The organism is Actinotignum saccati (assembly GCF_051265055.1).
Taxonomy (GTDB): Bacteria; Actinomycetota; Actinomycetes; order Actinomycetales; family Actinomycetaceae; genus Actinotignum.
The window spans coordinates 64,516-87,790 of sequence record NZ_JBOZCC010000002.1; the positions used below are offsets into that span (position 1 = coordinate 64,516).

A 23,275-nucleotide genomic window follows, 5' to 3' on the forward strand; every position below is an offset into this window, starting at 1 on the left:
TCTATGCCCATTCAACGGACTTTTGGCTATAGCATAACCACCCAACACTTTTTCACGTGTTCTTACACAACTACCGCGAACGCGTATCTACCTCGCCAAGAAGCTCCGCCCCTTGAGGCACGGTATCCGTGGTCGCGGGAGCGTTACGGCCAACATAATAGGCACGCGCCGTATACACCACCGGAGTCTGATCCAACCACTTCCCATCACCATACGACTTATCAACAGAAGTCGTGAGGGTATCGGAAATCTTCCCATCCAGATTCACTGGGCGGGTATCTACCTGGGAAACGCCGGTCGGTTGGAAATCGAAAAGAACACGCCACGTGTTACCGGGAGCGATATAGAACTTGGGGTCCTGGTACGAGGGAACCTGGGTAGTTGTCTGGCTGCCGGGAACCAGCATCGCGATAATCTCATCGCGCGGCATCTCGTACTTGGTGCTTACAGTCACCTCGCCGTTGCCAGTGGACTTCCACCCAAGGGAGATCGGGCCAGACTGGCTAACACCCGACCATTCCTGAGTGCCGGTCTCCTTGAAAATAGCGGGACCGGAAAGCGTTACCGTGAGGTTACGTCCAGCAATCCAGCTGCCATCCTCGTTGCGAAGACCAATATTGTCGATGATTGCCTCCATCTGGCCCTCGCCGTGTCCCTGAGCGGATTCGTAGGAGTGCACCCCGGACTTACGAGCAAGATTGGCCATGTTGCGGGCATGGCGGTCGATAACCGGGATACCAGAACTCACGTCACGGATAAGCTGAGCCACGTTACTAGCAGCGTCAGGCCCAGACTCCAGATTCACATGCACCAAATAAGCGACAGCGGCCAAAACATTATGGTCCCTAGTCATCTGGTTCTGGTCGATAATCCAGGCAAGCTGAGCGGTAGTCAAGCTAAGCTCATCATCTTGCCCAATATCCCTGGTCTCGACCAGGTGGGAGACCTGGACTACCTTATCGGGGCCAGGTGCCATCTCGTTAAGATCGATACACCAAGCCGGGATATTCGGGTCCCCGCCTTGTGGTGCCTTAAGCGCGGCCAGGCGGTAGCGCCAGCCACTGGGTGCCCTGAAATCAACACCAGCCCCATCAAAGAAAACGTCGTCGCCCTTGATGGGGATACCTCCGTCAGCCCTGGCGGCACCGGAAACAAACAGGCTTCCGAGTCCCAAGGTGAGTACTGCTAGGAAAACGCCGAACATGCGCCCTAGCTGAGAGAACTTATGCCTCATGGCGAATAAATCCCTTCCTCATCGTCGTGTCAAGCACCCGGATGGGTAACTCCACATATGTAGTGTGCGCAAACGTTGCGGATTCATGAGGGAGCGCCCCACTCATACGAATGGGGCGCTTCTTGGCTGCGCAGAGACGTAAGGAAAAAGATTTCGCCTTAGTCGTTGGGGCGGTAGTGGTTAGTCTTTTCGGTCGTACCGTCGGAATACTGGACAATAAGGTAGCAATCTGCATCAGATGTTCCACCGGGAGCCGTGCACTCCCAGTATCCTCCAACAATCGTCCGCTCCGGTGCCGCAGGTGCAGGAGCCTCAGCTTCCTCTACCGGCGCAGGTGCAGGTGCTGCCTCATGTGCAGGCTCGGAATACTCAGAATCAGCGTTTCCACTGCCACCGTTATAGGAGGAACCACTGGTGGCCGGGGCCGCCGCGCCAGCGCCCCCGTTATCAGCCTGGGCCGGCGCGGCCCCACTATCCCCAACCGGGGCCGGCGCGGCTACCCGTGCCTTGATAGCCTCGGTCTTGAGCTTAGCCTCAGGCAGCTTCAAGTCCCCCTTGCGCAGGCTGTCACATTCGACATCCAGGTGCAGTGGGCATTCCTTATCCAGGTAAGCTGCTACAGCATTAGCCTGCTCGGTAGTCACCTTCTTGGAAAGCTCGGTGAGTTCCCCCGCAAGCTTTTCACGCTTGGCGGTAGCTTCCTTCACCTTATCCGAGTTCTTACCCGGCTTTTCGGCAAGCCCGGCCTTGGCATCCGCGATAGCCTTTTCCAGGGCCTTACAGGTTTCGTCCGTACCGCCATTCTCGGTGCAGCCAGTGGTATCCACGGTAGAAACCACCTTTTCCAGGGCGGTACCGGCCTTGGTGTAAGCGTCCGTTGCTTCTTCGAGAGCCTTTGCGCGGTTGTTATGGGCAACAACCGCCCACAGGCCAGCCCCAAGCAAAACTACTGCCATAACGCCGGCAATAATCACCGCAATCTTCTTCCGAGACATCTTCGATTTTCCTCTATATTTATGCACCGTGCTTTAGCTACCAGAATAGCGAAGCGTGGCCGGGTATAGGCGGCTGACACCAACCTGGTTCAGCAAACTCGGCTGGTTACGCGGCCAGGGAGCTGGTGACGCGGGCGCGGCCGAGGTGAGCTGCGCGCCTGATGGGCCGGTGGCTCGCAGCTGCGCCGTCGTTCTTAATGCGCGCTACCACCGGTCAGATCCACGAACGCATCGGCCGCAGCAACCGGTTCGCGCAGGAGCTTCTCGGACATGAATGCGGCCATCGCCTCCCAGCGCTGCGCATCCTGCACCCCGAGCGGAGTGCGCCCGGCGTAAAGCTCAATGGTATTCGCGAGGACTTTCTCGGCCGCAGCAGCGTTATCCGTTTCGCGCAGAGCCGGCACATGCTTCGCGGTGATCTTCACGGTCTCCTTCGGGTTGCTGCGCGCAAAATTCACGGCGCGGTCAAGAGCTGCAAGCATGCGGGTGAAATCATCGCGATGCGCATCCACGGTGGGGCGCAGCGAACCGAGCCCGACGCCCACGAGCGGCAGCCCGCCCGGGAGCATCTCGATGGTACGCACCGGCACCCCCTGGCGTTCCACGCTGGGAACATCGGAGTTACGGAAGCCGATAATCGCGTCCACTTCCCCGCTGGCCAGGGCCGCGGCCTGGGTGTAACCGATGTAGTTCACGCTGATATCGGATTCGCTCCAGTTGTGGGCGGCCATGAGCGCCTGGAGGGCATAGTAGTTTTCCCCATACGGGCCGGGCAGCCCGACGCGGCGGCCGGCCAGGTCAGCGGCGCTCTTGATCGGGGAATCAGCCGGCACGATGAGCGTGACGGGGTAATCCTGGTACATCGTGGCCCAATTGACCACGTTGATGCCGTTGGAGCGGCCTTCCATCATTTCATCGCCGCCCGCGAAGACCACATCCTCGCTGCCGCTGGAAAGCGCGCCGAGGAGGGATTCTTGGGCGCCGTGGTGACGCAGCGTGATATCAAGCCCGGCCTCGCGGAAATAACCCTGGTCTTCGGCCACGTAGAAGGGCGCGAATTGGATATCGGGAACATAGGTGAGGCCAACGGTGAGGGAAGCGGAGGCGCTCGCGGTAGTTGGCTGCACGGCGGCGGGCGAGGTGCTTTCACCGTTTTTATCCGCGCCACCTCCCGCACATCCGGCCAAGCCGAGGGTAGCTGCCGCGAGTGTGGCAATGAGTCGTTTCATGGGTGTCCTTTCTTGTGTGGTGCGCTTCTATGCGCTGGGGTCTTGTTGGGGCGTGAGCTGGGGCTTTGGGTTGGGTTTTGGCGGCGAGCGTTATCGCACCGGATCGTTACCGCACGGCATCGTTACCGCACCGCCGCGGTCACGTGTTTTTCGATGGTAAAGATAAGCAGGTAGATGCTGATGGCGGCGGCGGCCATGACGACGATGACAGCGAACATCCCGGTGATATCTCCGGTGGGTTGGGCGCGCGAAAGTTCGGTGCCCAGGCCCGCTCCCCCGATGATCATTTCGCCGACGACGGCGCCGGTGATGGAAAGGGTGAATCCGGTGCGCAGGCCGGCCAGGATGGAAGGCGCGGCCAGGGGCACGATGATGGGGAACAGGAGGGTGAGCCCAGCGGCGCCGTCGAGCCGAGCTGCGGCGATGACGTCGCGGTCGATAGCGTGCACGCCCACCGAGGTCGAGACGATAATCGGGAAAATCACCATGATGGTGCAGAGCACGACGATGGAGGGCATCCCGTAGCCAATCCACACCACGAGGAGCGGCGCAAGGGCCACTGCGGGGACGGCTTGTGAGGCGGCGAGGAAGGGTTGGAGTGCGCTGTTGAGGAGGTGCCAGCGGGCGAGGGCGATGCCGAGGGGAATTCCGAGGAGGGCCGCCCAGGCACAACCGGTGAGGGCCGCGGTGAGGGTGTTGGCCAGTGCGCTGAGAAGGTAGGGCGGGTGGTCGCCGATTCCGAGGAGTGCGGTGGCCAGGCGCTGCCCGACCGCGCCGGGTGTGGGAAGGAGATGTTCGGGCACCAGGTGGGCACGCGTGACCACCACCCAGAGGAGAAAAACCGCGAGGAGAGAAAGGGTGGCGGGTACCCACGCGGTGCGAGGCGAGCGCGGGCGTGGGTGAGAGTTGCGGCGCACAGTGTTCACGTCCTGGTTCCTGACCTTCCCGATGGCCGGGAATGATGAAACCGGGAGACGCTGACGCCGCGGCACACCGAAATAGAGTAGCCGAAGCAGGGCTTGGAGCCCTTCGATGCGCCTCCCATCCGGACTGTTACCGTCGGTTGGGGAATTCCACCCCATCGGCCACGTGCGTGGTTCGCGGACTGTTACCGCCGGTTCAGACTTTCACTGACCCCGGTGCATCGTGTTCTATATTAGCCCTTCGGGTGCTGGCGCGCACCCGTGGTTAATTTGCGGCGTGCTGCAACGTGCGTGTGCTTAGTTTTCTGCGTGCAGGCGCGCGTCCCTAGATTGAGGCGTGCTGGCACGCGCCCGCGGCGAGTTCGCGGAGCTTCTCCACTTCGGTGTAGGCGTCCTCCGCGCGGAATACCGCCGATCCCGCCACGAAGTTATTGGCTCCGGCAGCCGCAGCCTGTTCGATGGTGGAGCGGGAAATGCCGCCGTCTACCTGGATCCACACGTCCAAGCCGGCTGCTTCAATTGCGCGCCGGGTGCGGGTGACTTTCGGCATCATCGTTTCGATGAAGCTCTGCCCGCCGAATCCCGGTTCCACGGTCATGATGAGGATCATGTCGAATTCGTTGAGGATATCGAGATACGGCTCGATTGGGCTGGCTGGTTTGAGGGCGAGTCCGGCGCGGGCGCCCTGCGCGCGCAGTTCGCGGGCGAGGCGCAGCGGGGCTTGGCAGGCTTCGGCATGGAAGGTGACGGAGGCGGCTCCTGCCTCAGCGTAGGCGGGGGCCCACCGATCCGGGTTCTCAATCATGAGGTGCGCGTCCAGTGGAACACTGGTTGCCTGCGCCGCCGCCTCAAAAATGGGCAGGCCGAGCGCGAGGTTGGGGACAAAATGATTGTCCATAATATCCACGTGCACGAAATCGGCGTTGGAGATTTTCTCCAGTTCATCAGCGAGATGCCCGAAATCGCAGTTGAGGATTGAGGGGGAAATCTTCACGTCCATGATGGTCCTTTCAAGAGCGCCGCGCTGCGGGCGCGGGGGCGGTTGCGGGTTTGAGGATGCGTGCCATGTACATGGCGTCCGTGTGATGGATATCAGGCCAGAGTTGCACGGTCATTCCGCGGGAGGCGACCGGGCGCAGGGCCCGCCGGTTCGCGGTGACGGTCACGTCTCCGAGTTCCGCTCCTTCGGTGCGTTCCAGGAAGGCGGAGATGACGTCGCGGGTTTCCGCGAGTACCGGAGAGCAGGTGGTGTAGAGCAGCAGTCCGCCGGGGCGCAGGGCCCGGTAGGCGGAGTCGAGGAGTTCGCCTTGGAGTTGCGTGAGTGCGCCCAGGTCGCTTTCTTTTTTGCGCCACCGCGCTTCAGGGCGACGACGCAGCGCTCCCAAGCCAGAACATGGGGCATCCACGAGGATCCTGTCATAGCTATCCGGTTCCTGAGCGCCAATATCCCGCCCATCGCCTTCCCGCAACGCCACGGTAGCCGCCCAGGGTGCAACGTTTTCTTCCACGAGATCGAGGCGGTGAGCCTGGGGTTCATTCGCGAATACCCGGGCCCCGCGCCGGGCCGCCGTAGCGGCGATAGTTGCGGTTTTCCCGCCCGGGCCGGCGCACATATCCAGCCAGGATTCATCCTTCCCGGAAATGGAGGACTCGGTAACAACAGCGGAGATCAACTGTGAGCCCTCATCTTGGACGCCGGCGACCCCGTCGCGCACGGGCCAGAGCCGATGCGGGTCACCGGAGGCTAGCAGCACTGCGCTGGGCACCAGGTAGGGATCTTCCCACGTCATTTTGGCACGTTCAATCCGGGCTTTGAGGTGCTCGGGTGAGATATTGCGGCAGGCCAGCGCCACTTTCGCTGGCGTGTTATTAGCTTCGAGAACGGCTTCTACTTCGGTTGAGCGCCCAGCGGCCGCGAGAGAGGCTTCCAGCTGGCGCACAATCCAGCGTGGGTGGGAATGCCAGACCGCCAGGAATTCTTCCCGGGATGCGGTGCTGTTTTCGATAATTCCGCGCCAGGCATCCCGGCGCTCGGAGACTCGGCGCAGCACGGCATTGACGAAACCGGCGATTCCCTGCCCGAGTTCATTGCGGGCTAGCGCAACTGTTTCGTTAATGGCCGCGTGGGGTGGTGTTTTCAGTTCGATGAGCTGGTAGCAGCCCAGGCGGAGCAGATCGAGGGCACCCGGGTCAATTTCTGCGAGGGTACGGCCTTGGGAGCAGCGGGCGATCATGGCATCCCAGCGGCCTTGAAGCCGCAAGGTCCCGTAGGCGAGGTTGGTGGCGAAGGCGGCGTCGCTCCGATTGAGGCGCGCCCGGCTGACCATGCCCGGGAGGATGAGATTAGCGTAGGCATCTTCGGTATGGACTGCCCGCAGTGCGTCATAGGCAACGAGGCGGGCGTGGTTCGATGACTGGCGGCGTGGTACCCAGCCGGCGGGGCGCTCATTCATGCTGGCCCTCCTTCACCTCGGCATCGAAACGGGTGTGCTCGGCCAGCCGGGCGCCGTTGAGCCAGGCAGAGGCCTCCATATGTGCTTTGCCAGGCGGGGCAACCCGCAGTAACTGGATTGTTCCTTCCCCGCAGCCGACCACGCCGCCCGGACCGATTTCGCCCGGTGCCAGGGTCACGCGTGTGGCGGGGGCTTCGGGTGTTTCGGGTGTTTCAGACGTTTCGGGCGCAATGACGCGCACCGATTCGATTTTGAAGCGCTGCCCGTTGAGAGTGGTCCAGGCACCGGGGGCCGGATTGGCGGCGCGGACGCGATCCGCGATGCGCTGGGCGGGCCACTCCCAGTTCACCCGCGCCCAGGAAGAATCGAATTGCGGGGCGAGGGTCACCTCCCCGCTTTGAGGCTGCGCGTGGGCGCTGCCGGCGGCAATGGCGTGGAGGGTATCGCTCAACTGGCGCGCCCCGGATTGTGCCAGGCGGGCGAGCAGCTCTCCAGCGGTTTCCTCAGCCCCGATCTGAGTGGCTTCACTCGCGAAAACGGGGCCGGTATCCAGGCCTTGTTCTATCTGGAAGACGCTGGTTCCGGTGGTGGTATCCCCCGCGGCAATCGCGTAATTGACTGGCGCTGCCCCGCGCCAGCGCGGCAGGAGGGAGAAGTGCAGGTTGAGCCAGCCGTGGCGCGGCACGTTGAGTAGCGCGGGCGGAATAATGAGCCCGTAGGCAACCACCGCGACGGCTTCGGGAGCAAGTTCAGCGATCTGTTCCTGAATCGCGCCGTCTTTCAAGGTGCGGGGAGTGAGCACGGGAATACCTAGTTCTGTTGCCGCGCGGTGTACCGGCGAAGGTGTGAGCACCCGTTTGCGACCCTGGGGTGCCGGGGCGCGAGTGAGCACCCCAGCGATATCGAAGCCTTCATCATGCAGTAGTTGCAAGGCCGGGACTGCGGTCTCCGGTGTTCCTGCGAATAATATTCTCACGTGTCAATCCTACCTAGTTCTTTTCTGTGCCTATCTCATCCGGGCTCGTTACAGGGGCGGATTGACCTGTAAACGCAGTGAGCCGCCCAAGCGTTGGGCGGAGTAGGCGCCGTAGGTTTTTCGTGCCTGCCGGGTCAGGGTGATTCCGCGGGAGAGTTCTGCCCGGGCATACACAGTGATTTCTGCCGGGCGCGCCCCCGGCACCGGGCCAAGCAGGACGATTCCGGAGGCTAGCTCGAAGGCTCCTCCGGTAAGCAGATCAGCTTCTGTTTCTTTCCCGCTCTCCGGCTGCCATTCTTTGGTACCGGTACCGGGGGAAAACTGGGTGAAGAGATGCTCACCATACGCATCCTGGGCACTTTGCGTTCCCTGCGTACCGCGCGCCCCGGCCGCGCTTCTCACAGCCGCCGCGACTTCCCCGCGATTGAGCGCGGCGCGCAGCATGGCAAGGTAGGTACGCACATCCCCACTGGCCCCGGTGATTCCCACCCAGGTTGCGGTGGGAGGCAAATCCAGTTCGGCCCGTTGTTCGAGCAGCTCAGCGGCATATTCGCCCAATTCCCATCGGGCGATCCGGTTGAGGAGTTCAGGTGGCGCTCCCCCGGCTACCAACATATGGCCGCCTTCTCCCGCGCAGCGCACCCGGGCCGCGACCCGCGCGAGCACCCGAATAAAACGCGTTTCAGCACCCAGGCCTTCCCCGAGAAGGTAGCGTGCATCCAGCACCAATGCAGCGGCGAATCCACCTTCGGCTTCCGGTTCCGCACCCGGGGTTGCTACCACGATCCGCGGGCGCTGGGAGACCTTCCCAATAATGCCCTCCGGGGAGTGGGCTCCGGAGAGAATAATGCCCACCCCGGGGAAAGCCCGCCCGATTTCTTCTGCGGTGCGCGCTGAACCAATCCGGATAGCTCGCAGTTTCCCGTTGTGGCAGTGCTGGCAGCGCCACGGGTGGACCCGCACCCCGCACCGTTGGCATTGCAGAGGATCATGCGGCCTGCCCTGGGCCAAGTTCCCTCCGCAGATCGCGCATAGGGCACGCTCCCCACAATAGGCGCAGCACAGTGCCGGGATGTACCCGCTGCGCGGCACCACAATAAGAACCGGGCCATCTTCCAGGGCCCGCCGCAGAATAGGGAACGCTGGTTGGGGAAGGCGTAAATGATCCGCTTCTCCCCCGGGCCACTGGTGCGGGCCGGAAATATTCGGAAGCGCGGCGCGGCGCGCTGCCGCGGTACCATCCAGCAAGGTGATGCGGTGTTCGGATAGCAATTGCGCGCATTCTTCACTCACATAGGGTGAGAAAGCGAGGAACGCAGCGTTTTCCCGCCGTGCCCGTTCCAGTACCACGTCACGCGCGGCCAGATAGGGCGCGCGGATATCCCGCAGGGTGGAGGCGGCATCATCCATGATGATGGCAAGCCCCAGGTCAGTGAGCGGTGCCCAGGCGGCCCCGCGGGTGCCCACTACGATACGTGATTGCCCCGAAAGCACGCTCAAAAAAGCACGGTAGCGTTTTTCATGCGATTCTTCGGAGACCATGAGGGTGGGCTTTTCCCCCACCCGGGTAGCGAGGGTAGCTAGCAGCGTTCGTGCCGCGCGGGTGGTGGGAACAACCAGGAGGACGCTACGCCCGGCGCGCCGCACTGCTTGCACGGCCCGAACCAGGAGCTCTACTCCCCCGGCGGGCCCGGGTAGCGCAGCCATGCAGGCCCGCACGGCTTTCCCGGCCCCGAGCGCCGCAAGGAATTCCGGCCCACCCCGATAGGCTTCCCAGGGCCCCGGTTCAGGAGCCGGGCGCGGGCTGGCCAAAGGAATAGCCTCCTGGGCATCGGCCAAGAATTCTTTCGCGGCGCGCGCGTGCCGTTCCGGGATAGCGGCCCGCAAAATATCAGCAACCGTTCCGGCGTATTTATCGGCAAGAGTGCGGGCAACCGAGTACACCGATGCGGTGAGAACGGGGTGTTCCGAGACTACTCGGTACAGGGGGCGCAGCCGCCCGCTGCCTTCCGTGGTGGCATCCCGGGCAACGATGAATCCGCCCACCCGTTGCGCACCGAGATCTACCACCACCCGGGTTCCCACCCGGGCACTATCCGCGAATTTTTCGGGAATAAGGTAGTCAAATACCCGGTCCATATGGGGTTGGGAATGAAGCACATGAACATGCGCCACGGGATTGGGCACCTTGGAGCGCACGCGGGTGCGTGCAGGGCGCGCCTCAAGCAGGGCGCCCTGCTCCCCCATGAGGGGGAGGGCATCGAAATCAAAGAGTGTGCTCTCCATGCAACCTAGGATATCCCGGCCCTACGACAGAAAAATCCGCCGCGAAACTTCAGGGCCTAGAGACCTCAGATATCTGAGATACCTCAGGTCGCCCTACCTCAGTCATCCCTAGATAGAGCGGAGAAGTTCTTCAACCCGATCCGTTTTCTCCCAGGTGAATTCGGGAAGTTCCCGCCCGAAATGACCGTAGGAAGCCGTCTTCGCGAAAATGGGGCGCTTGAGTTCCAGGGCGTCGATAATCGCCGCGGGGCGGAAATCGAAGACCTTCTGAACCGCGTTTTCGATGCGGCCCAGTTCTTCTGTTTCCGTGCCGAAAGTATCCAGGCGCACGGATACCGGGTGGGCGCGCCCGATCGCGTAGGCCAGCTGGAGTTCGCACCGGGAAGCGAGCCCGGCGGCAACCACATTCTTGGCCGCCCAGCGCGCCGCGTAGGCCGCGCTGCGATCCACCTTGGAGGCGTCTTTACCGGAAAAAGCCCCACCGCCGTGCCGGGCCATCCCGCCGTAGGTGTCCACGATGATCTTGCGGCCGGTCACTCCGGCGTCGCCCATCGGTCCTCCCACCACGAAACGCCCCGAGGGGTTAACGAGAAGCGAGAATTTATCGGTATCAATATCGATATTTTCTTCTTCGAGGACGGGTGTGACCACGTGGTCGCGCAGGGTTTCCGTGAGCCAGTCACGCTGCACATTTTCATCGTGCTGGCTGGAGATGACCACGGTATTGAGGGCCACGGGCCGCGCGCCTTCGTAGTCAATGGTGACCTGCGTTTTCCCGTCGGGGCGCAGCCCGGGGACCACGCCTTCGCGCCGCACGAGTGCCAGGCGTTCGGCAAAGCGATGGGCGAGCAGAATGGGCGCGGGCATAAGCGTTTTGGTTTCATTGCAGGCGTACCCGAACATGAGGCCCTGGTCTCCGGCGCCCTGCAGGTCGAAATGATCGTATTCGGATTCCTGGCTTTCCCGCCGTTCCAGGGAGGTATTCACGCCAGCGGCAATATCCGGGCTTTGCTCATCGATGGAAATCGTCACGCCGCAAGAATTTCCGTCAAAGCCGACCTGCGAGGAGTTGTACCCGATCCCGGTCACCACATTGCGGATAATATGAGCGATATCCGCGTAGGCATCCGTGGTCACTTCACCGGCCACGTGCACCAATCCCGTGGTCACCATGGTCTCCACGGCGACGCGCGAATTCTCATCCGACGCGAGCAGCGCGTCAAGAATGGAATCGGAGATGAGGTCACACACCTTATCGGGGTGTCCTTCCGTGACCGATTCGGACGTGAACGGTTGCCGGTAATGCATCGTATCCCCTCGCTATTTCAAACTATTTCGTCAGTATTAGTCACCAGCGGCTGGCAGGTAAGGCAAGCCTTATTCTATACGCGCTCGGTGGTGAAGTGATCGGCTATAAGGCCCGCAATGATAACAGCCATCTGGGCTTTGGTGCCCGCTCCGCTCGCGATGATCTCACCCGCTGGCGTGACCACGGTGATCTCGGTAGGTACCTCGCCGAATCCTGCTTTCTCCCCCACCCGGTTGATGACAAGTAAATCAGCGCCTTTGCGCCGCGCTTTTTCCCGTCCGTAATCCAAGACGGTTCCGCCCGCGTCCCCGGTTTCCGCCGCGAAACCCACGATGAGCTGGCCAGTCCGGCGCCGTTTATGTGAAATATCAGCCAAAATATCGGGGTTTTCCACCAGTTCGACAACGCGCGTGCCGCTGCCGTCTTTTTTCTGTTTGCTCGCGGCGGTTTCGGCCGGGCGGAAATCTGCCACCGCCGCGCTCATGACCACGCCATCCACATCCTTCACCCGCGCCAGAACCGCTTCGTGAAGATCGCGTGCCGAACTGACCGGAACAATCTCAGCTCCCGGAGCAAGTGCGGTAATATCGCGGCTTACATGGGCCGCTAGCACGGTGACCTGCGCGCCGCGCTCTAACAAGGCGCGCGCAATTTCCAAGCCGAAGCGCCCCGAGGAGCGGTTGCCGATAAAACGAACCGGGTCGAGAGCCTCGTGAGTACCGCCCGCGGTAACGAGAATATGCCGCCCGCGCAGCGACACGTGCTCAGCAGTATCCTGCATGGCGCGCGTTTCCGGGTTGTCGCCGGTGAGGATAGCCCAGGCGTGCGCGAAGATCTCTTCCGGTTCGGGCAGCCGCCCGGGCCCTGAATCCGCCCCGGTGAGGCGCCCGGTGGCGGGTGGAATAATATGCACCCCGCGTGCCTGGAGCACCGCAATATTTTCTTGAGTGGCCGGATGTTCCCACATTTGGGTATGCATCGCCGGTGCCATGACGACCGGGCATTGCGCCCCCAGCAAGGTGTTGAGGAGGAGGTTATCGGCTATGCCTGCCCGGGCTTTCGCGACGGTATTCGCAGTTGCCGGGGCAATCACAATGAGATCGGCTTCTTTTCCGAGCCGAACATGCGCGACTTCATCAGCGTGTTCGCTGGTGCGCACCAGAACGGGATGGTGGGTGAGAGCTTCCCACGTGGTGGCCCCGACCATCTCCAGGGCGGCCGGGGTGGGAATAACATGCACATCCGCACCGGCTTTCACAAAAAGCCGGACGAGGTAGGCCGCTTTATAGGCGGCGATACCTCCGGTCACGCCGATAACGACGCGCGGCGTGTGCTCTACTTTTCGTCCAGCTGCCATTCGAGCTTGTCCTCGGCGATTTCACGCAGCGCGATGGACAGGGGCTTTTCTTCCGGTTCCGCCGAGACAAGCGCACCGTAATGCTCGATATTGCCGTCCCCGCGCGCCATTTCCTGCTTGTAGGAGTTGATCTGACGCGCACGATCCGCTGAAAGCACGCACAGCGCGTACTTCGAGTCAATCTTTGCGAGAAGATCATCAATGGGCGGGTTGGTAATACCTTCGGGTTCCGGAACAGTTCCGAACATGTAGTTCCCTTCTGGATAAACGTGGCACCGCGTGCGGGTACCACCGTGAAGCTTCGGCCTTTTATTCTAACGCTTTGGGGCGATGAGGTCGAGGATTTCGCCGGTGGCACGTGCCACGGTGTCATTTACGACGACGGCGTCAAACTCCTCCTGCGCAGCTAATTCGCCACGGGCGGTTTCCAGGCGGCGGTCGATGGCCTCCTCGGTTTCGGTACCGCGCCCCCGAAGCCGCGCCTCAAGTTCTTGGAACGACGGCGGGGCTAGAAAAATCTGGAAAGCTTCGGGCAGCGACTGGCGAACCTGGCGCGCCCCTGCCAGATCGATTTCGAGAAGCGGAATTTTTCCCGCTGCGTATGCTTCCAGCACGGGTTGGCGCGGGGTTCCGTAACGGTGCTTCCCGTGGACAACGGCCCATTCGAGCATCTCCCCGCTTTCCACGAGGTGATCGAAGTGTTCATCATCCACGAAGAAGTAGGATTCCCCTTCGCGTTCCCCCGGGCGAGGGGCGCGCGTGGTGGCAGAAATGGAGAGCCAGATGCGCGGCTCCCGCTCAAGGAGCTGCGCAACCACGGTTCCTTTCCCTACCCCGGAAGGGCCGGCAAGCACGCAGATACGGCGATGATCCTCAGGTGTCATGACATTTATTCTGCCACAGCCCTACGACACAATTTTCGCTCGCGTTTTTCTGTGCCGGCCGCCGGGAGTAGTTGAGTCCTGCCCGGGCTCAGCCTTTAACCGAAAAGCGCGATGAGGGCCGCGGTTTGATGTACACCCAACCCGCGCACGCGCCGGGAAGGAGCGATCCCAATATCGGCCATGGCCCGCGCGGCCTTGGCTTCACCGATACCGGGAAGTGCCCGCAGCAGCACACTGGCGCGGGTGCGCGCAACGACCGGGTCATCACGCTGAGCCAAAACCTCCGAAAGGTGCAGCTGTCCGGATTTCAGTTGCTGCAAAAGTTCCGCGCGGCGCCGCCGTGTTTCGGCGGCCTTATCCAAAGCGGCGAGACGCTGCTCCGGAGTAAGTGGTGGTACCTCCACAGTGTCCCCTTTCTAGCGCATCAGATATACCCTGGTGCTCATAACAATTCCGTCAACATCAGTCACGGCGACGCTGACGCTACGAAACTTCTTCGTCTTGTTAGTAGCGTAGAGCGAAATAGCGCTAAATAATATAAGAAGCCACGCCCTTGTTTTTTTATAAAACCATCGCGGCAGGTCAGCGCCGCGGCTTGTGACGAAGTTCGCGACCAGTAGCGGCGTCCGGGTAGGCTACAGCCATGGAAACGACCCGGATTGACGTGTGGCTATGGAGTGTGCGCCAGTGCAAAACCCGCTCGCTCGCCACCTCCGAATGCAAGGCTGGCCACGTGCGCATCAACGATGAACCGGTCAAGCCCGCCGCGAAAGTCCGTGTCGGTGATGTGGTGCGCTACCGGGTGGAAGGTTTTGATCGGATCCTCAAAGTTACCGGAATTATTACCAAGCGGACGAGCGCTCCGCTGGCCCGGGAAAATTACGAGGATCTCACCCCGGTGCGGGAGAAAGTTTATCTGCCGGTGATGCGCCGCGATCCTGGTAGCGGCCGCCCCACGAAGAAAGAACGGCGCGAACTCGACCGCCTTTTCGGCCGCAATTCCAATTACGGCCGCCGGTAACCCCGCGGATCCCGGGGATGCACAACTATCGTGGCCTATAGGACACCAGGGGCTGCGTAACGAAATTTCACATGCACAAAATGGCGAGTTTCCGTGAGATTTTCACGGAAACTCGCCATGAGGTACTGGTTGTCAGAGAAACTCTTATTCTTCTACGCCAACTTCGCCGGCTTCGGGAGTATCCAACTGGCCGGTGCGGATAGCGGCGATGAGGCCCGCCTCATCGGATTCCGAAGGCTCGCTTTCTTCGCCAGATTCCACCGCGCTAGCGGCGTCGTCGTTCTGAAGAATGGGTGTGCTGCCGCTTTCCTCACGTTCGCGGATATCGGCAGCCTTGTTGAGCACGCCCATCACGAAACCGACCGAGCGGTCCGTGGAGAATTCGCGCACTAGGTTGGTCCACTCCACGATCACGGCACCGCGGAAAGTCCCCAGGTACATGAGTTCGGCAACCGCACCGCGCAAAGCGCTGCGATCCACCGCGTTCATGCGCTCGAGCGACCAATCTTCCGAGGAGGCCTCAATGAGGGTATCCACCTGCGAGATTTGCTGCGCGTAAGCGGTCACGATCTGCGAGCCGAATTCCCCGATGGGAACCTGGGCCGTGGAGACACGCTGGCGTTCGGCAAGGAGCTCGAGAATACCCGCTTCCGAGGTGATGTTCTTTTCATCAGCTTCGAAAAGCACATCCAAGGCGCGATGGCGCTGGGTGGAACGGCCCGTGGACCGGCGTTTCTTCTGTTTAGCCATTAGTCGTTCGCCCGGGAAATGTATTCACCGGTGCGCGTATCAACCTTAATCTTGTCCCCAATATTGAGGAAGAGCGGCACCTGGAGTTCGTAACCCGTCTGCACCGTGGCCGGCTTGGTGCCCGCATTCGAGCGGTCGCCCTGAAGACCCGGTTCGGTTTCCGTCACTTCGAGGATCACCGAAGCCGGCAGTTCCACGAACAGCACATTACCTTCGTGGAAAGCGACGATGGCCTTCTGGTTTTCCAGCAGGAAGTTCGCGAGATTGCCCATAACTTCAGCGGTGACGGGAACCTGTTCGTAGGTATCCTCATCCATGAAGATGAAATCGGTGCCGTCATGGTAGAGGTACTGCATATCGCGGCGGTCCACGGTGGCGGTTTCGACCTTAATGCCCGCGTTGAGGGTGCGATCCACAGTTTTGCCGGAGAGGACATTCTTCAGCTTGGTCCGCACGAAAGCGGGGCCCTTGCCCGGCTTGACGTGCTGGAACTCAACAACCTGCCACAGCTGGTTGTCGAATACCAGGACCATGCCATTCTTCAAATCATTGGTTGTTGCCACAAGGTATCCTTTCAGAAATAGTCCTCCCCAAGTTTACACGGGGAGTTTCATCTTTGCGACGCACACGCCTCCAAAGCCGCGCGGATCCGGCGTACCACCCGGTGCGGGGAGCCCCCGTCGGAGGTCACCGTCACGCTGGCGATATCGCGGTAGAGCGGAGTGCGTTCCCGGTCCAGTTCGCGCAGCCGCGCCGCCGGATTATCCTCGAGGAGCGGGCGGCGGGTGCGTGATCCGGTAATACGCCGCACCAAAATATCCATCCGCGCTTCGATAAGAACCACGGGATAGCCGCGCAGTGCCCGGCGGGTGGCCTCACTCAAAATAGCGCCTCCCCCCAGGGAGAGCACGCCGTCAAAATCCGCGAGAGTGCGCGCGATAATATCGGCTTCCAGCCGCCGGAATCCCTCTTCCCCTACCGTCTGGAAAATCTCCGGGATGCTCTGCCCGGTTTCGCTGACGATAAGAGCGTCCGAATCGGCGAAAGGAAGCTCTAGATCCTTGGCCAGCAGCTTTCCCACGGTCGATTTGCCCACTCCGGGCATCCCGACCAGCACTGCCCGCACGCTCATCGGCGTTCCTCCGGGATGCGGTTCAGGTAGGCGTGCACCGCCGCTTGGGTATCACCGAGGGTATCCCCTCCGAATTTATCCTGGAGTGCTTCCGCGAGTACCAAGGCCATCATCGCTTCGCAGATAACCGCTCCGGGAACCACGGCGGTGGCATCGCTGCGCTGGTGGAGCGCGGTGGTGGCTTCCCCGGTTTCGGTATCGATAGTACGCAGGGCCCGCGGGACGGTAGAAATCGGCTTGAAAGCAACCCGTACCCGGATCGTTTCGCCGTTGGACATGCCGCCTTCGATGCCACCCGCCCGATTGGTCAGGCGGTGCACGCCATCTTCCGTGCGGACAATCTCATCATGGGCCTGGCTGCCGGGCCTGCTGGCGGTGGCGAATCCGTCCCCGATTTCCACGCCTTTGACGGCTTGGATCGACATCATGGCGCGGGCCAGTTCCGCATCAAGACGCCCGTAGGGGGTTGCGTAACTGCCCAAGCCTTGCGGCACGCCGTAGGCAAGAATTTCGACGACGCCGCCCAGGGTATCCCCCGCGCTTTTCGCCCGATCAACTTCATCCATCATGGCCTGCGCCGTGGCCTCATCCAGGCAGCGCACCGGCGAAGCATCGAGAGCCGCGGCATCGCCCGGCCCCGGAACGGTATCCGAAGTGTCACTCACGGAGCCGATGGCTACCACCCGGGAAAGAATGGTGATTCCGGCGCTTTGGTTCGCGTACTCGCGGGCGATGGCACCCAGAGCCACCCGGGCCGCGGTTTCCCGGGCCGAGGCGCGTTCGAGGACATTCCGAGCATCGCTGTGATCGTATTTATTCATGCCGGTGAGATCGGCGTGCCCGGGCCGGGGCGCGGTGAGGCGCTTATTACGGGCAAGTTCTTGGCTATCTCCCCGCCCGGCATTACGCAGCAGGGCTTCGGGTGGGACCGGATCAACGGACATGACCGCTTCCCATTTGGGCCATTCGGAATTCTCAATAACGAGGGCAATGGGTGAACCGAGGGTGGCTCCGTGCCGCAATCCGGTAAGAACGTGCAGCTTATCCTGTTCGAATTTCTGGCGGGCACCGCGACCGTAGCCGAGCCGGCGGCGGGCCAATTGATCGCGAATGGTATCCGAACTCAGGCTCAGGCCCGCCGGGATCCCCTCGATGAGTGCCACGAGGGCTGCTCCGTGGGATTCCCCCGCTGTTGACCACCGAATCATGCGCCGTCCTTCCCCGTTCCTATGTTCATAGGTCCCGCTACCCGTTCTGATACCAGATGAGTAAGCGGTTCCGTTCCGCCCGCTGTAGCCCAGTGCTACCGGGATGCAGGCGCCTACCTATCCTAGCCCGGCAAGCCAGGCGAGGGCGCCACCGCCCATGAGCCACGGCCCGAGCGGCACCGCATCAGCCAGGGTGAGCCGAGCGCTCAGCACCCGTACCGCGGCAAAGATACCCGCGCCCAGCACACTGAGGAGTAGGGTGAGCCCGAGCTGCGGGCCCGTCCACCATCCCAGCACGATAAGCATTTTGACATCACCCCAGCCGAGCTGGGCGAAGCGATGCGCCACGTAGCCGCCCAGGCCGGCCACGGCTCCGATAGCGAGATCCTCCCACTGCCCGCGCAGCGCTATCCCCGTGAGGGCAGCTCCCCCGGCCGCGGCCAGCAGCGGATCGGGAAGGAGCTGCACCCGCGCATCCACCACCGCGGCAAGCGCCAGGAATGCCCCGCACACGCCCTCACAAAGAAGCGCAAGCGCACCGGCGCCTAAAAGTGTTCCGGCCGCCAGGAGCGCGCCAGCAGCGCCAGCAGCACCAGCATCACTAACCGGGCGCCCACTGGCAAGCGCACCTACCGCGCGCGACCATCCCAGCCCTGCCCAGCACAGGCTCAGGCCCAGCAGGAGCACGACCGCTACCGGTGGGCTGAGGGTACCGCGCAGGATGCGCTCGCGAGAAAAGAAGGTCATGCGCTCAGATTACGGATGACCCAGCGCCTCAACCAGCCCCAGCTTGCCCCCTGTGGATAGCACCGCCATTTGGGCAACCTGGGGATAAGTACCGGCACCGCCGAATCGGCACGTGCCAAAGCAGCTTGCGCCGTCGTACCTATACGCGGCTGCGCTAATGGTCCTTTTTCTCTCCGTCCGGATGCGCGGCGTACCACTCGCGGAATTCGGCCTGGAAACGCATCTGTTCCTCGTAATCGGCCGTGAACTTCGTTTCCCCGGTTTCCAGATTCACGGTGGTGAAGTAGAGCCAATTGCCCTCGGCCGGATTGACGGCCGCTTCAATGGCCTCCACCCCGGGTGCCCCGATAGCGGTGGGCGGTAGGCCCTTCACCCGGTAGGTGTTATAGGGATTATCCGCGTCCAGTTCGGCCCGGGTGGGTACCCCGCCGGATTTACCCACCCCGTAAAGCACGGTGGAATCCATCTGGAGCCGCCCGGCGACCTCCGGGGCGTTATCCCCGAGCCGGTTCTCGATAACCCGGGCAACTTTCGGATAATCAGCCGGGTGCCCTTCACGTTCCACGATAGAGGCCGTGGTGAGCACCGCCTGCCACCGGCTCCGCTCCGCACCGCTAGCTTCCAGGCGCCCCACCTGGACCTCCACCATCTGCTGGAGTGCCTCGGTCACCGTGGTATTCGGGTCGAAATCATAGGTGGCGGGCGCCAGCCAGCCTTCCACATTCCCGCCGGCTTCCGCGGGCAGCCCGAGAGCTGCGGCGTCGTTCATCGCATCTTCGACCACGCCAACATCGATATCCATGAGGTTGCCGAGCCGGTCCCGCACCTGCCATTTTGTGAAGCCTTCGGGAATCGTCACCTTAATTGTGGCGGCATTGGCCGGGTCCAGTAGCGCGGATAGCGCGGCCGATGCGGACATCTGCTCGCGCAAGGTATAGGCCCCGGCCTGGATACCCGTGGAGCGCGGGTCGCGGGAAAAGACATCAATAAATGCGCCTTCGGTGGCAACAATATTTTTTTCGGCGAGCACCGCGGCGATCTGCCGCCCGGTGGCTCCTTCCGGAATCCGCACCACGACCTGGCCGGTTCCTTCTCCGCTGTAATCGCGCACGGTATCGGAGCTGTGGAGCAGGCGCGGGAAGAAAATAACAGCCGCCGCGGTGAGCGCGGTGACAAGAAGAACAGTAATAATTCCGGTGGTGATACGACGGCGCCTACGCAAGCGGGCCCGCTCATTGCGCCGCGCCGCGGCTCGGCGCCTCGCCTCCGCGGCATTGCGGCCTTCTGAATTTCGCCCCGATGAGCTGCGCCCGGCCGGTACCCGCCCGGAGCTTCCCCGCCCCTGCGAGCCGCGCCCGTGCGGATGGTTTCCGCGCGCCGTGCCCCGCTGGGAGCCGCCCCGTAACTCGCCGCTTCGCGACGCCGCGCCGCGCAACTCGCCGCCTCGCTGCGAGCCAGCCCCGTGAGACCTCCCCCGCGCACCCGATTGGCGACGGCGCGGGGTATCGGCGTCGTCCGCACTCAAGCGGTCAAAAACGTCACTCATTATCGCCTTTCGCTTCGCTTTGCGCTTCGGTTGTCGCCGCCACGAGTTCGCCGGCAGGTGCGCCGGTGAGCCGCTCTGCTTCCAACGCATTATTAAGAATAACGGTCGCGGCAACCTGGTCAACAACGGCGCGGTGGCGCCGCGAGCTGCGCCCCGCCTCATGCAGCTGTGCGTGGGCGGCCACGGTGGAGAGGCGCTCGTCGAATAGCCGCACCGGCACCGGAGCGATACGCCGGGCTAAACGCCGCGCCCACCTGCGCGAATACCGCGCGGAGGCCCCTTCGCTCCCATCCATATTGCGCGGCAAGCCCACGATCACCTCAATGGCGCCACGCTCGCGCACCTCGCGAGCAACCTCACTCACGTCCGTGCCATTCGCCGGGAGCGTGGCGACCGGAGTGGCGAGGATACCGTCGCTATCGCAACTGGCCACGCCGGTGCGTGCCCGCCCTACATCCACTCCGATCCGTACGCCTCGCCGCATTAGCCGCGCAGCTCCGCTTCCAGAACCGCGAGGGCTTCATCCAGCTTCGTCACGTCCGAGCCGCCGCCCTGCGCGAGGTCCGGCTTACCGCCGCCGCCCCCGCCCAGGATCTTCGCCGCGCGCGAGACCAGCGCCCCGGCCTTCATCCCGGCACTGCGCGCCGCTTCGGACGCCGCCACCACGATGAGGGGCCGCTCATTGCTAATCCCGGTAATAATCACGATGAAATCATCGGAAGGGGCCAGCCGCCCGCGCACTTCCGTGGCGAGCACCCGCAGGTCATCCGCGCTTTCTACCACGCCCAGGTGAGCGCGGTAGAGGGTGCGATTGCCCAGGTGCACGCCCTGGGAAATAACCGTGTCCACCTGCCCCACAATATCCTTCTGGCGCAGCGCCGCGATTTGCTTTTCGGCCGCCTTGAGCTTGCCGAGCATGGTGTCGATACGCTCGGGGAGTTCCTCCGGGCGCACCCCCATCATCGCGGTGAGCTGGGAAACCAGGGCGCGTTCGCGCGCCCCCTGCGCGTAGGCGCTTTCACCCACCAGCGCGTCAATACGGCGCACCCCGGAACCGATGGAGGATTCACCCAGCACGGTAATCATCCCGATTTCCCCGGTATTCGCCACATGGGTGCCGGCGCAGAATTCCCGCGACCAGGCATCATCAATGGAGACCACCCGCACGATATCGCCGTATTTCTCCCCGAAGAGCATCTGCGCCCCGAGTTTCTTGGCTTCTTCAATCGGGTATTCGGCCCACGTGACTTCCAGGTTGTCCTGGAGGCGTTCATTGGCGCGTGCTTCGATCTGCGTCATCACATCCACCGGGATTTGCGAACCGTGCCGGAAGTCGAAACGCAACCGCGAGGGAGCATCCTCGGAGCCGGCCTGGGTGGCCTGCTCACCGATGAACTCGTGGAGCACCTTGTGGATCATATGGGTCGCGGTATGCGCCTGGGCAATCCGATGGCGGCGCAGAGTATCGATCTGCGCGTGCACAATATCGCCCACCGCGATGGTCCCTTCGGTCAGCGAGCCGCGGTGCACATGCAGTCCCTTGACGGGCGCCTGCACGTCAACGACGTCGAACATCCCGCCCCCGGCCACGCTAATGGTGCCGTGATCGGCCAGCTGCCCGCCCATTTCAGCGTAGAAGGGGGTCTTGTCCAAAATAACATCGGCGTCGGAGGGTGCGCTCACCGCCGGCACCGGCACCCCGTTTTCGAGGATGGCCACCACGCGCGCTTCCGCGGCTTTCTCGAAGTAGCCGAGGAAGGAGGTGGGCCCGCCCTGCGCATCGAGAATCTCATGGTACACGTGGGCATCCACGTGCCCGGTTTTCTTCGCCTGCGCATCGGCCCGCGCGCGTTCGCGCTGCTCGGTCATGAGGGCCCGGAAGCCCTTTTCGTCCACGTCCACACCCTTTTCGGCCGCCATTTCCAAGGTGAGATCAATGGGGAATCCGTAGGTGTCATGCAGGGTGAAAGCCGCCGAGCCGGGAATAATCACCTTGCCGGTATGCGGCGCGCTCTTTGCGCTATCCACGGCCGCCGCGAAAATCTGTTCGCCGGTGGCCAGGGTGCGCCGGAAGGCGGCTTCTTCTTCCACCGCCACCTGGCGAATCTGCCCGAAGTTTTCCTCCAGATCGGGGTAGGACTCCTTCATGGCGTTCTTCGAGGTTTCCACCAGGTCGCCGAGGACCGCGGCATCCACCCCGAGCAGGCGGATCGAGCGGATGGCCCGCCGCATGAGCCGGCGCAGCACGTAACCGCGTCCGTCATTGCCCGGGCGCACGCCGTCGTTAATAAGCATCATGGCCGAACGTACGTGGTCGGCGATCACGCGCATGCGGACGTCGTCTTCTTCGTTCGCGCCGTAGGTACGCCCGGTGAGTTCCTGGGTGCGGGCAATAACCGGCCAGACCTCATCGGTTTCGTACATATTATTTTTGCCCTGGAGCAGGAAGGCGATACGTTCCAGGCCCGCGCCGGTATCGATAGCGGTTTGGTCCAGCTCCCCGAGCAACGGGTAGTCCTTTCCGGAGCCTTCCCCGCGCCGGTACTGGTCGAAAACGAGGTTCCACACTTCCAGGTAGCGGTCCCCGCCCGGGTCTACGGTTCCGCCCACGGCGTCCGGCCCGTATTCGGGGCCGCGGTCGTAATGGATTTCCGCGCAGGGGCCGGCCGGTCCGGGCTGGCCCGTGGACCAGAAAATTTCTTCCCGGGTCAGTTTGACGATATGGGCCGGATTGACGCCCACCTCAACGAGCTTGTTGAAGGAGACCTCATCTTCTTCCCAGATGGTCACCCACATCCGCTCGATTTCCAGGCCGTAACCGCCTTCGTCCAGCGGCGCGCACAGCAGCCCGAAGGCCAGGTCGATAGCGCCTTCCTTGAAGTAGTCCCCGAAGGAGAAATTGCCGCACATTTGGAAGAAGGTACCGTGCCGCGTGGTTTTGCCCACGTTATCGATATCATTCGTACGAATGCACTTCTGCACCGAGGCTACCCTCGGCCACGGAGCTCGCTGGGTTCCCACGATATAAGGAATGAAGGGAACCATGCCGGCAATCGTGAACAAAATGGACGGATCGGGCGACACGAGGGGCACGGACGGCTCAATATGATGGTCGTGCTTCGCGAAGTAATCCAGCCAGCGCCGGCGAATCTCAGCGGTGCGCATACGTATTTGTCTCCTTATGACTTATGTGGCCGAGCCGGCCACGCACCTATGGTACAGGCT

The 23,275-nt window shown here is 62.5% G+C and carries 21 protein-coding genes, 1 pseudogene and 1 riboswitch; of the genes and pseudogenes, 1 reads left to right on the top strand and 21 read right to left on the bottom strand.

Going from position 1 to position 23,275, the window contains the following annotated elements; genetic code table 11:
• Positions 1–70 precede the first annotated feature (70 nt).
• From ACRQEC_RS01755 to mihF, 13 genes and pseudogenes are all read right to left on the bottom strand, one after another.
• On the bottom strand, positions 71–1,234 hold the full coding sequence (locus tag ACRQEC_RS01755) for a hypothetical protein (RefSeq protein ID WP_087070809.1): 1,164 nt from the start codon (positions 1,232–1,234) through the stop codon (positions 71–73).
• Positions 1,235–1,392: 158 nt separating this feature from the next.
• Positions 1,393–2,229: a hypothetical protein gene (locus ACRQEC_RS01760; protein ID WP_087070810.1), complete on the bottom strand. Its 837-nt coding sequence runs from the start codon at positions 2,227–2,229 to the stop codon at positions 1,393–1,395.
• Positions 2,230–2,423: 194 nt separating this feature from the next.
• Entirely contained in the window at positions 2,424–3,458 is a 1,035-nt protein-coding gene (locus ACRQEC_RS01765) for an ABC transporter substrate-binding protein (RefSeq protein WP_087070811.1), read from the bottom strand.
• Positions 3,459–3,580: 122 nt separating this feature from the next.
• Positions 3,581–4,384: an ABC transporter permease gene (locus tag ACRQEC_RS01770; RefSeq protein WP_087070812.1), complete on the bottom strand. Its 804-nt coding sequence runs from the start codon at positions 4,382–4,384 to the stop codon at positions 3,581–3,583.
• 103 nt (positions 4,385–4,487) lie between these two features.
• Positions 4,488–4,606: riboswitch (FMN riboswitch) on the bottom strand.
• A 100-nt stretch (positions 4,607–4,706) separates the two neighbouring features.
• Positions 4,707–5,381, bottom strand: a complete 675-nt coding sequence (gene rpe, locus ACRQEC_RS01775) for a ribulose-phosphate 3-epimerase (RefSeq protein WP_087070813.1) — start codon at positions 5,379–5,381, stop codon at positions 4,707–4,709.
• Between the two features lie 10 nt (positions 5,382–5,391).
• Complete coding sequence (locus ACRQEC_RS01780) at positions 5,392–6,834, bottom strand: RsmB/NOP family class I SAM-dependent RNA methyltransferase (protein ID WP_087070814.1); 1,443 nt, start codon at positions 6,832–6,834, stop codon at positions 5,392–5,394.
• Entirely contained in the window at positions 6,827–7,810 is a 984-nt protein-coding gene (gene fmt, locus ACRQEC_RS01785) for a methionyl-tRNA formyltransferase (protein WP_087070815.1), read from the bottom strand. Before fmt ends, ACRQEC_RS01780 begins: the two co-directional genes overlap by 8 nt.
• A 48-nt stretch (positions 7,811–7,858) precedes the next feature.
• Positions 7,859–10,096: a primosomal protein N' family DNA-binding protein gene (locus ACRQEC_RS01790; RefSeq protein ID WP_087070816.1), complete on the bottom strand. Its 2,238-nt coding sequence runs from the start codon at positions 10,094–10,096 to the stop codon at positions 7,859–7,861.
• Between the two features lie 108 nt (positions 10,097–10,204).
• Entirely contained in the window at positions 10,205–11,404 is a 1,200-nt protein-coding gene (gene metK / locus ACRQEC_RS01795; protein ID WP_087070817.1) for a methionine adenosyltransferase, read from the bottom strand.
• A 74-nt stretch (positions 11,405–11,478) separates the two neighbouring features.
• Positions 11,479–12,762: a bifunctional phosphopantothenoylcysteine decarboxylase/phosphopantothenate--cysteine ligase CoaBC gene (gene coaBC, locus ACRQEC_RS01800; RefSeq protein WP_087070818.1), complete on the bottom strand. Its 1,284-nt coding sequence runs from the start codon at positions 12,760–12,762 to the stop codon at positions 11,479–11,481.
• Positions 12,762–13,010 (bottom strand): annotated as a pseudogene (rpoZ, locus tag ACRQEC_RS01805) (DNA-directed RNA polymerase subunit omega); the annotation flags it as partial. The gene coaBC and the pseudogene rpoZ, both read right to left, overlap by 1 nt.
• Before the next feature lie 66 nt (positions 13,011–13,076).
• Entirely contained in the window at positions 13,077–13,646 is a 570-nt protein-coding gene (gene gmk / locus ACRQEC_RS01810) for a guanylate kinase (RefSeq protein WP_087070819.1), read from the bottom strand.
• Positions 13,647–13,741: 95 nt separating this feature from the next.
• Entirely contained in the window at positions 13,742–14,050 is a 309-nt protein-coding gene (mihF, locus tag ACRQEC_RS01815; RefSeq protein ID WP_026429388.1) for an integration host factor, actinobacterial type, read from the bottom strand.
• A gap of 239 nt (positions 14,051–14,289) precedes the next feature.
• On the opposite strand from mihF, the gene ACRQEC_RS01820 reads away from it, so the two are divergent.
• Positions 14,290–14,667, top strand: a complete 378-nt coding sequence (locus tag ACRQEC_RS01820) for an Hsp15 family ribosome-associated heat shock protein (protein WP_087070820.1) — start codon at positions 14,290–14,292, stop codon at positions 14,665–14,667.
• 144 nt (positions 14,668–14,811) lie between these two features.
• Here ACRQEC_RS01820 and ACRQEC_RS01825 read toward each other — a convergent pair whose 3' ends face one another.
• From ACRQEC_RS01825 to alaS, 8 genes are all read right to left on the bottom strand, one after another.
• Positions 14,812–15,417 (bottom strand): transcription antitermination protein NusB, encoded by a 606-nt coding sequence (locus ACRQEC_RS01825; protein WP_026429390.1) that lies wholly within the window; start codon positions 15,415–15,417, stop codon positions 14,812–14,814.
• A complete protein-coding gene (gene efp / locus ACRQEC_RS01830) occupies positions 15,417–15,980 on the bottom strand; it encodes an elongation factor P (RefSeq protein ID WP_016442826.1) in 564 nt (187 codons plus the stop codon). Before efp ends, ACRQEC_RS01825 begins: the two co-directional genes overlap by 1 nt.
• A 47-nt stretch (positions 15,981–16,027) precedes the next feature.
• Positions 16,028–16,549 (bottom strand): shikimate kinase, encoded by a 522-nt coding sequence (locus ACRQEC_RS01835; protein ID WP_087070821.1) that lies wholly within the window; start codon positions 16,547–16,549, stop codon positions 16,028–16,030.
• The gene (aroC, locus tag ACRQEC_RS01840; protein WP_087070822.1) at positions 16,546–17,757 is read right to left on the bottom strand and encodes a chorismate synthase; all 1,212 of its coding nucleotides are present in this window, start codon (positions 17,755–17,757) and stop codon (positions 16,546–16,548) included. Before aroC ends, ACRQEC_RS01835 begins: the two co-directional genes overlap by 4 nt.
• Before the next feature lie 117 nt (positions 17,758–17,874).
• Positions 17,875–18,504 carry a prepilin peptidase gene (locus ACRQEC_RS01845; protein ID WP_087070823.1) on the bottom strand — a complete coding sequence of 210 codons (630 nt, stop codon included), beginning with the start codon at positions 18,502–18,504 and terminating at the stop codon, positions 17,875–17,877.
• Positions 18,505–18,658: 154 nt separating this feature from the next.
• Positions 18,659–20,050, bottom strand: a complete 1,392-nt coding sequence (gene mltG / locus ACRQEC_RS01850) for an endolytic transglycosylase MltG (RefSeq protein ID WP_284889042.1) — start codon at positions 20,048–20,050, stop codon at positions 18,659–18,661.
• The gene (gene ruvX, locus ACRQEC_RS01855) at positions 20,043–20,534 is read right to left on the bottom strand and encodes a Holliday junction resolvase RuvX (protein WP_087070825.1); all 492 of its coding nucleotides are present in this window, start codon (positions 20,532–20,534) and stop codon (positions 20,043–20,045) included. The genes mltG and ruvX overlap by 8 nt, the downstream gene beginning before the upstream one ends.
• Positions 20,534–23,215 (bottom strand): alanine--tRNA ligase, encoded by a 2,682-nt coding sequence (gene alaS / locus ACRQEC_RS01860; RefSeq protein WP_087070826.1) that lies wholly within the window; start codon positions 23,213–23,215, stop codon positions 20,534–20,536. Before alaS ends, ruvX begins: the two co-directional genes overlap by 1 nt.
• Between the last annotated feature and the right edge of the window lie 60 nt (positions 23,216–23,275).

What these genes read in the sequence shown, in the direction of transcription:
- metK (WP_087070817.1), bottom strand. Translation starts at nt 11,404, where the DNA reads ATGCATTACCGGCAACCGTTCACGTCCGAATCGGTCACGGAAGGACAC.
- ACRQEC_RS01835 (WP_087070821.1), bottom strand. Translation starts at nt 16,549, where the DNA reads ATGAGCGTGCGGGCAGTGCTGGTCGGGATGCCCGGAGTGGGCAAATCG.
- ACRQEC_RS01820 (WP_087070820.1), top strand. Translation starts at nt 14,290, where the DNA reads ATGGAAACGACCCGGATTGACGTGTGGCTATGGAGTGTGCGCCAGTGC.
- coaBC (WP_087070818.1), bottom strand. Translation starts at nt 12,762, where the DNA reads ATGGCAGCTGGACGAAAAGTAGAGCACACGCCGCGCGTCGTTATCGGC.
- aroC (WP_087070822.1), bottom strand. Translation starts at nt 17,757, where the DNA reads ATGATTCGGTGGTCAACAGCGGGGGAATCCCACGGAGCAGCCCTCGTG.
- alaS (WP_087070826.1), bottom strand. Translation starts at nt 23,215, where the DNA reads ATGCGCACCGCTGAGATTCGCCGGCGCTGGCTGGATTACTTCGCGAAG.
- ACRQEC_RS01755 (WP_087070809.1), bottom strand. Translation starts at nt 1,234, where the DNA reads ATGAGGCATAAGTTCTCTCAGCTAGGGCGCATGTTCGGCGTTTTCCTA.
- gmk (WP_087070819.1), bottom strand. Translation starts at nt 13,646, where the DNA reads ATGACACCTGAGGATCATCGCCGTATCTGCGTGCTTGCCGGCCCTTCC.
- ACRQEC_RS01845 (WP_087070823.1), bottom strand. Translation starts at nt 18,504, where the DNA reads ATGACCTTCTTTTCTCGCGAGCGCATCCTGCGCGGTACCCTCAGCCCA.
- ACRQEC_RS01790 (WP_087070816.1), bottom strand. Translation starts at nt 10,096, where the DNA reads ATGGAGAGCACACTCTTTGATTTCGATGCCCTCCCCCTCATGGGGGAG.
- ruvX (WP_087070825.1), bottom strand. Translation starts at nt 20,534, where the DNA reads ATGCGGCGAGGCGTACGGATCGGAGTGGATGTAGGGCGGGCACGCACC.
- ACRQEC_RS01765 (WP_087070811.1), bottom strand. Translation starts at nt 3,458, where the DNA reads ATGAAACGACTCATTGCCACACTCGCGGCAGCTACCCTCGGCTTGGCC.
- mltG (WP_284889042.1), bottom strand. Translation starts at nt 20,050, where the DNA reads ATGAGTGACGTTTTTGACCGCTTGAGTGCGGACGACGCCGATACCCCG.
- ACRQEC_RS01760 (WP_087070810.1), bottom strand. Translation starts at nt 2,229, where the DNA reads ATGTCTCGGAAGAAGATTGCGGTGATTATTGCCGGCGTTATGGCAGTA.
- rpe (WP_087070813.1), bottom strand. Translation starts at nt 5,381, where the DNA reads ATGGACGTGAAGATTTCCCCCTCAATCCTCAACTGCGATTTCGGGCAT.
- ACRQEC_RS01780 (WP_087070814.1), bottom strand. Translation starts at nt 6,834, where the DNA reads ATGAATGAGCGCCCCGCCGGCTGGGTACCACGCCGCCAGTCATCGAAC.
- ACRQEC_RS01825 (WP_026429390.1), bottom strand. Translation starts at nt 15,417, where the DNA reads ATGGCTAAACAGAAGAAACGCCGGTCCACGGGCCGTTCCACCCAGCGC.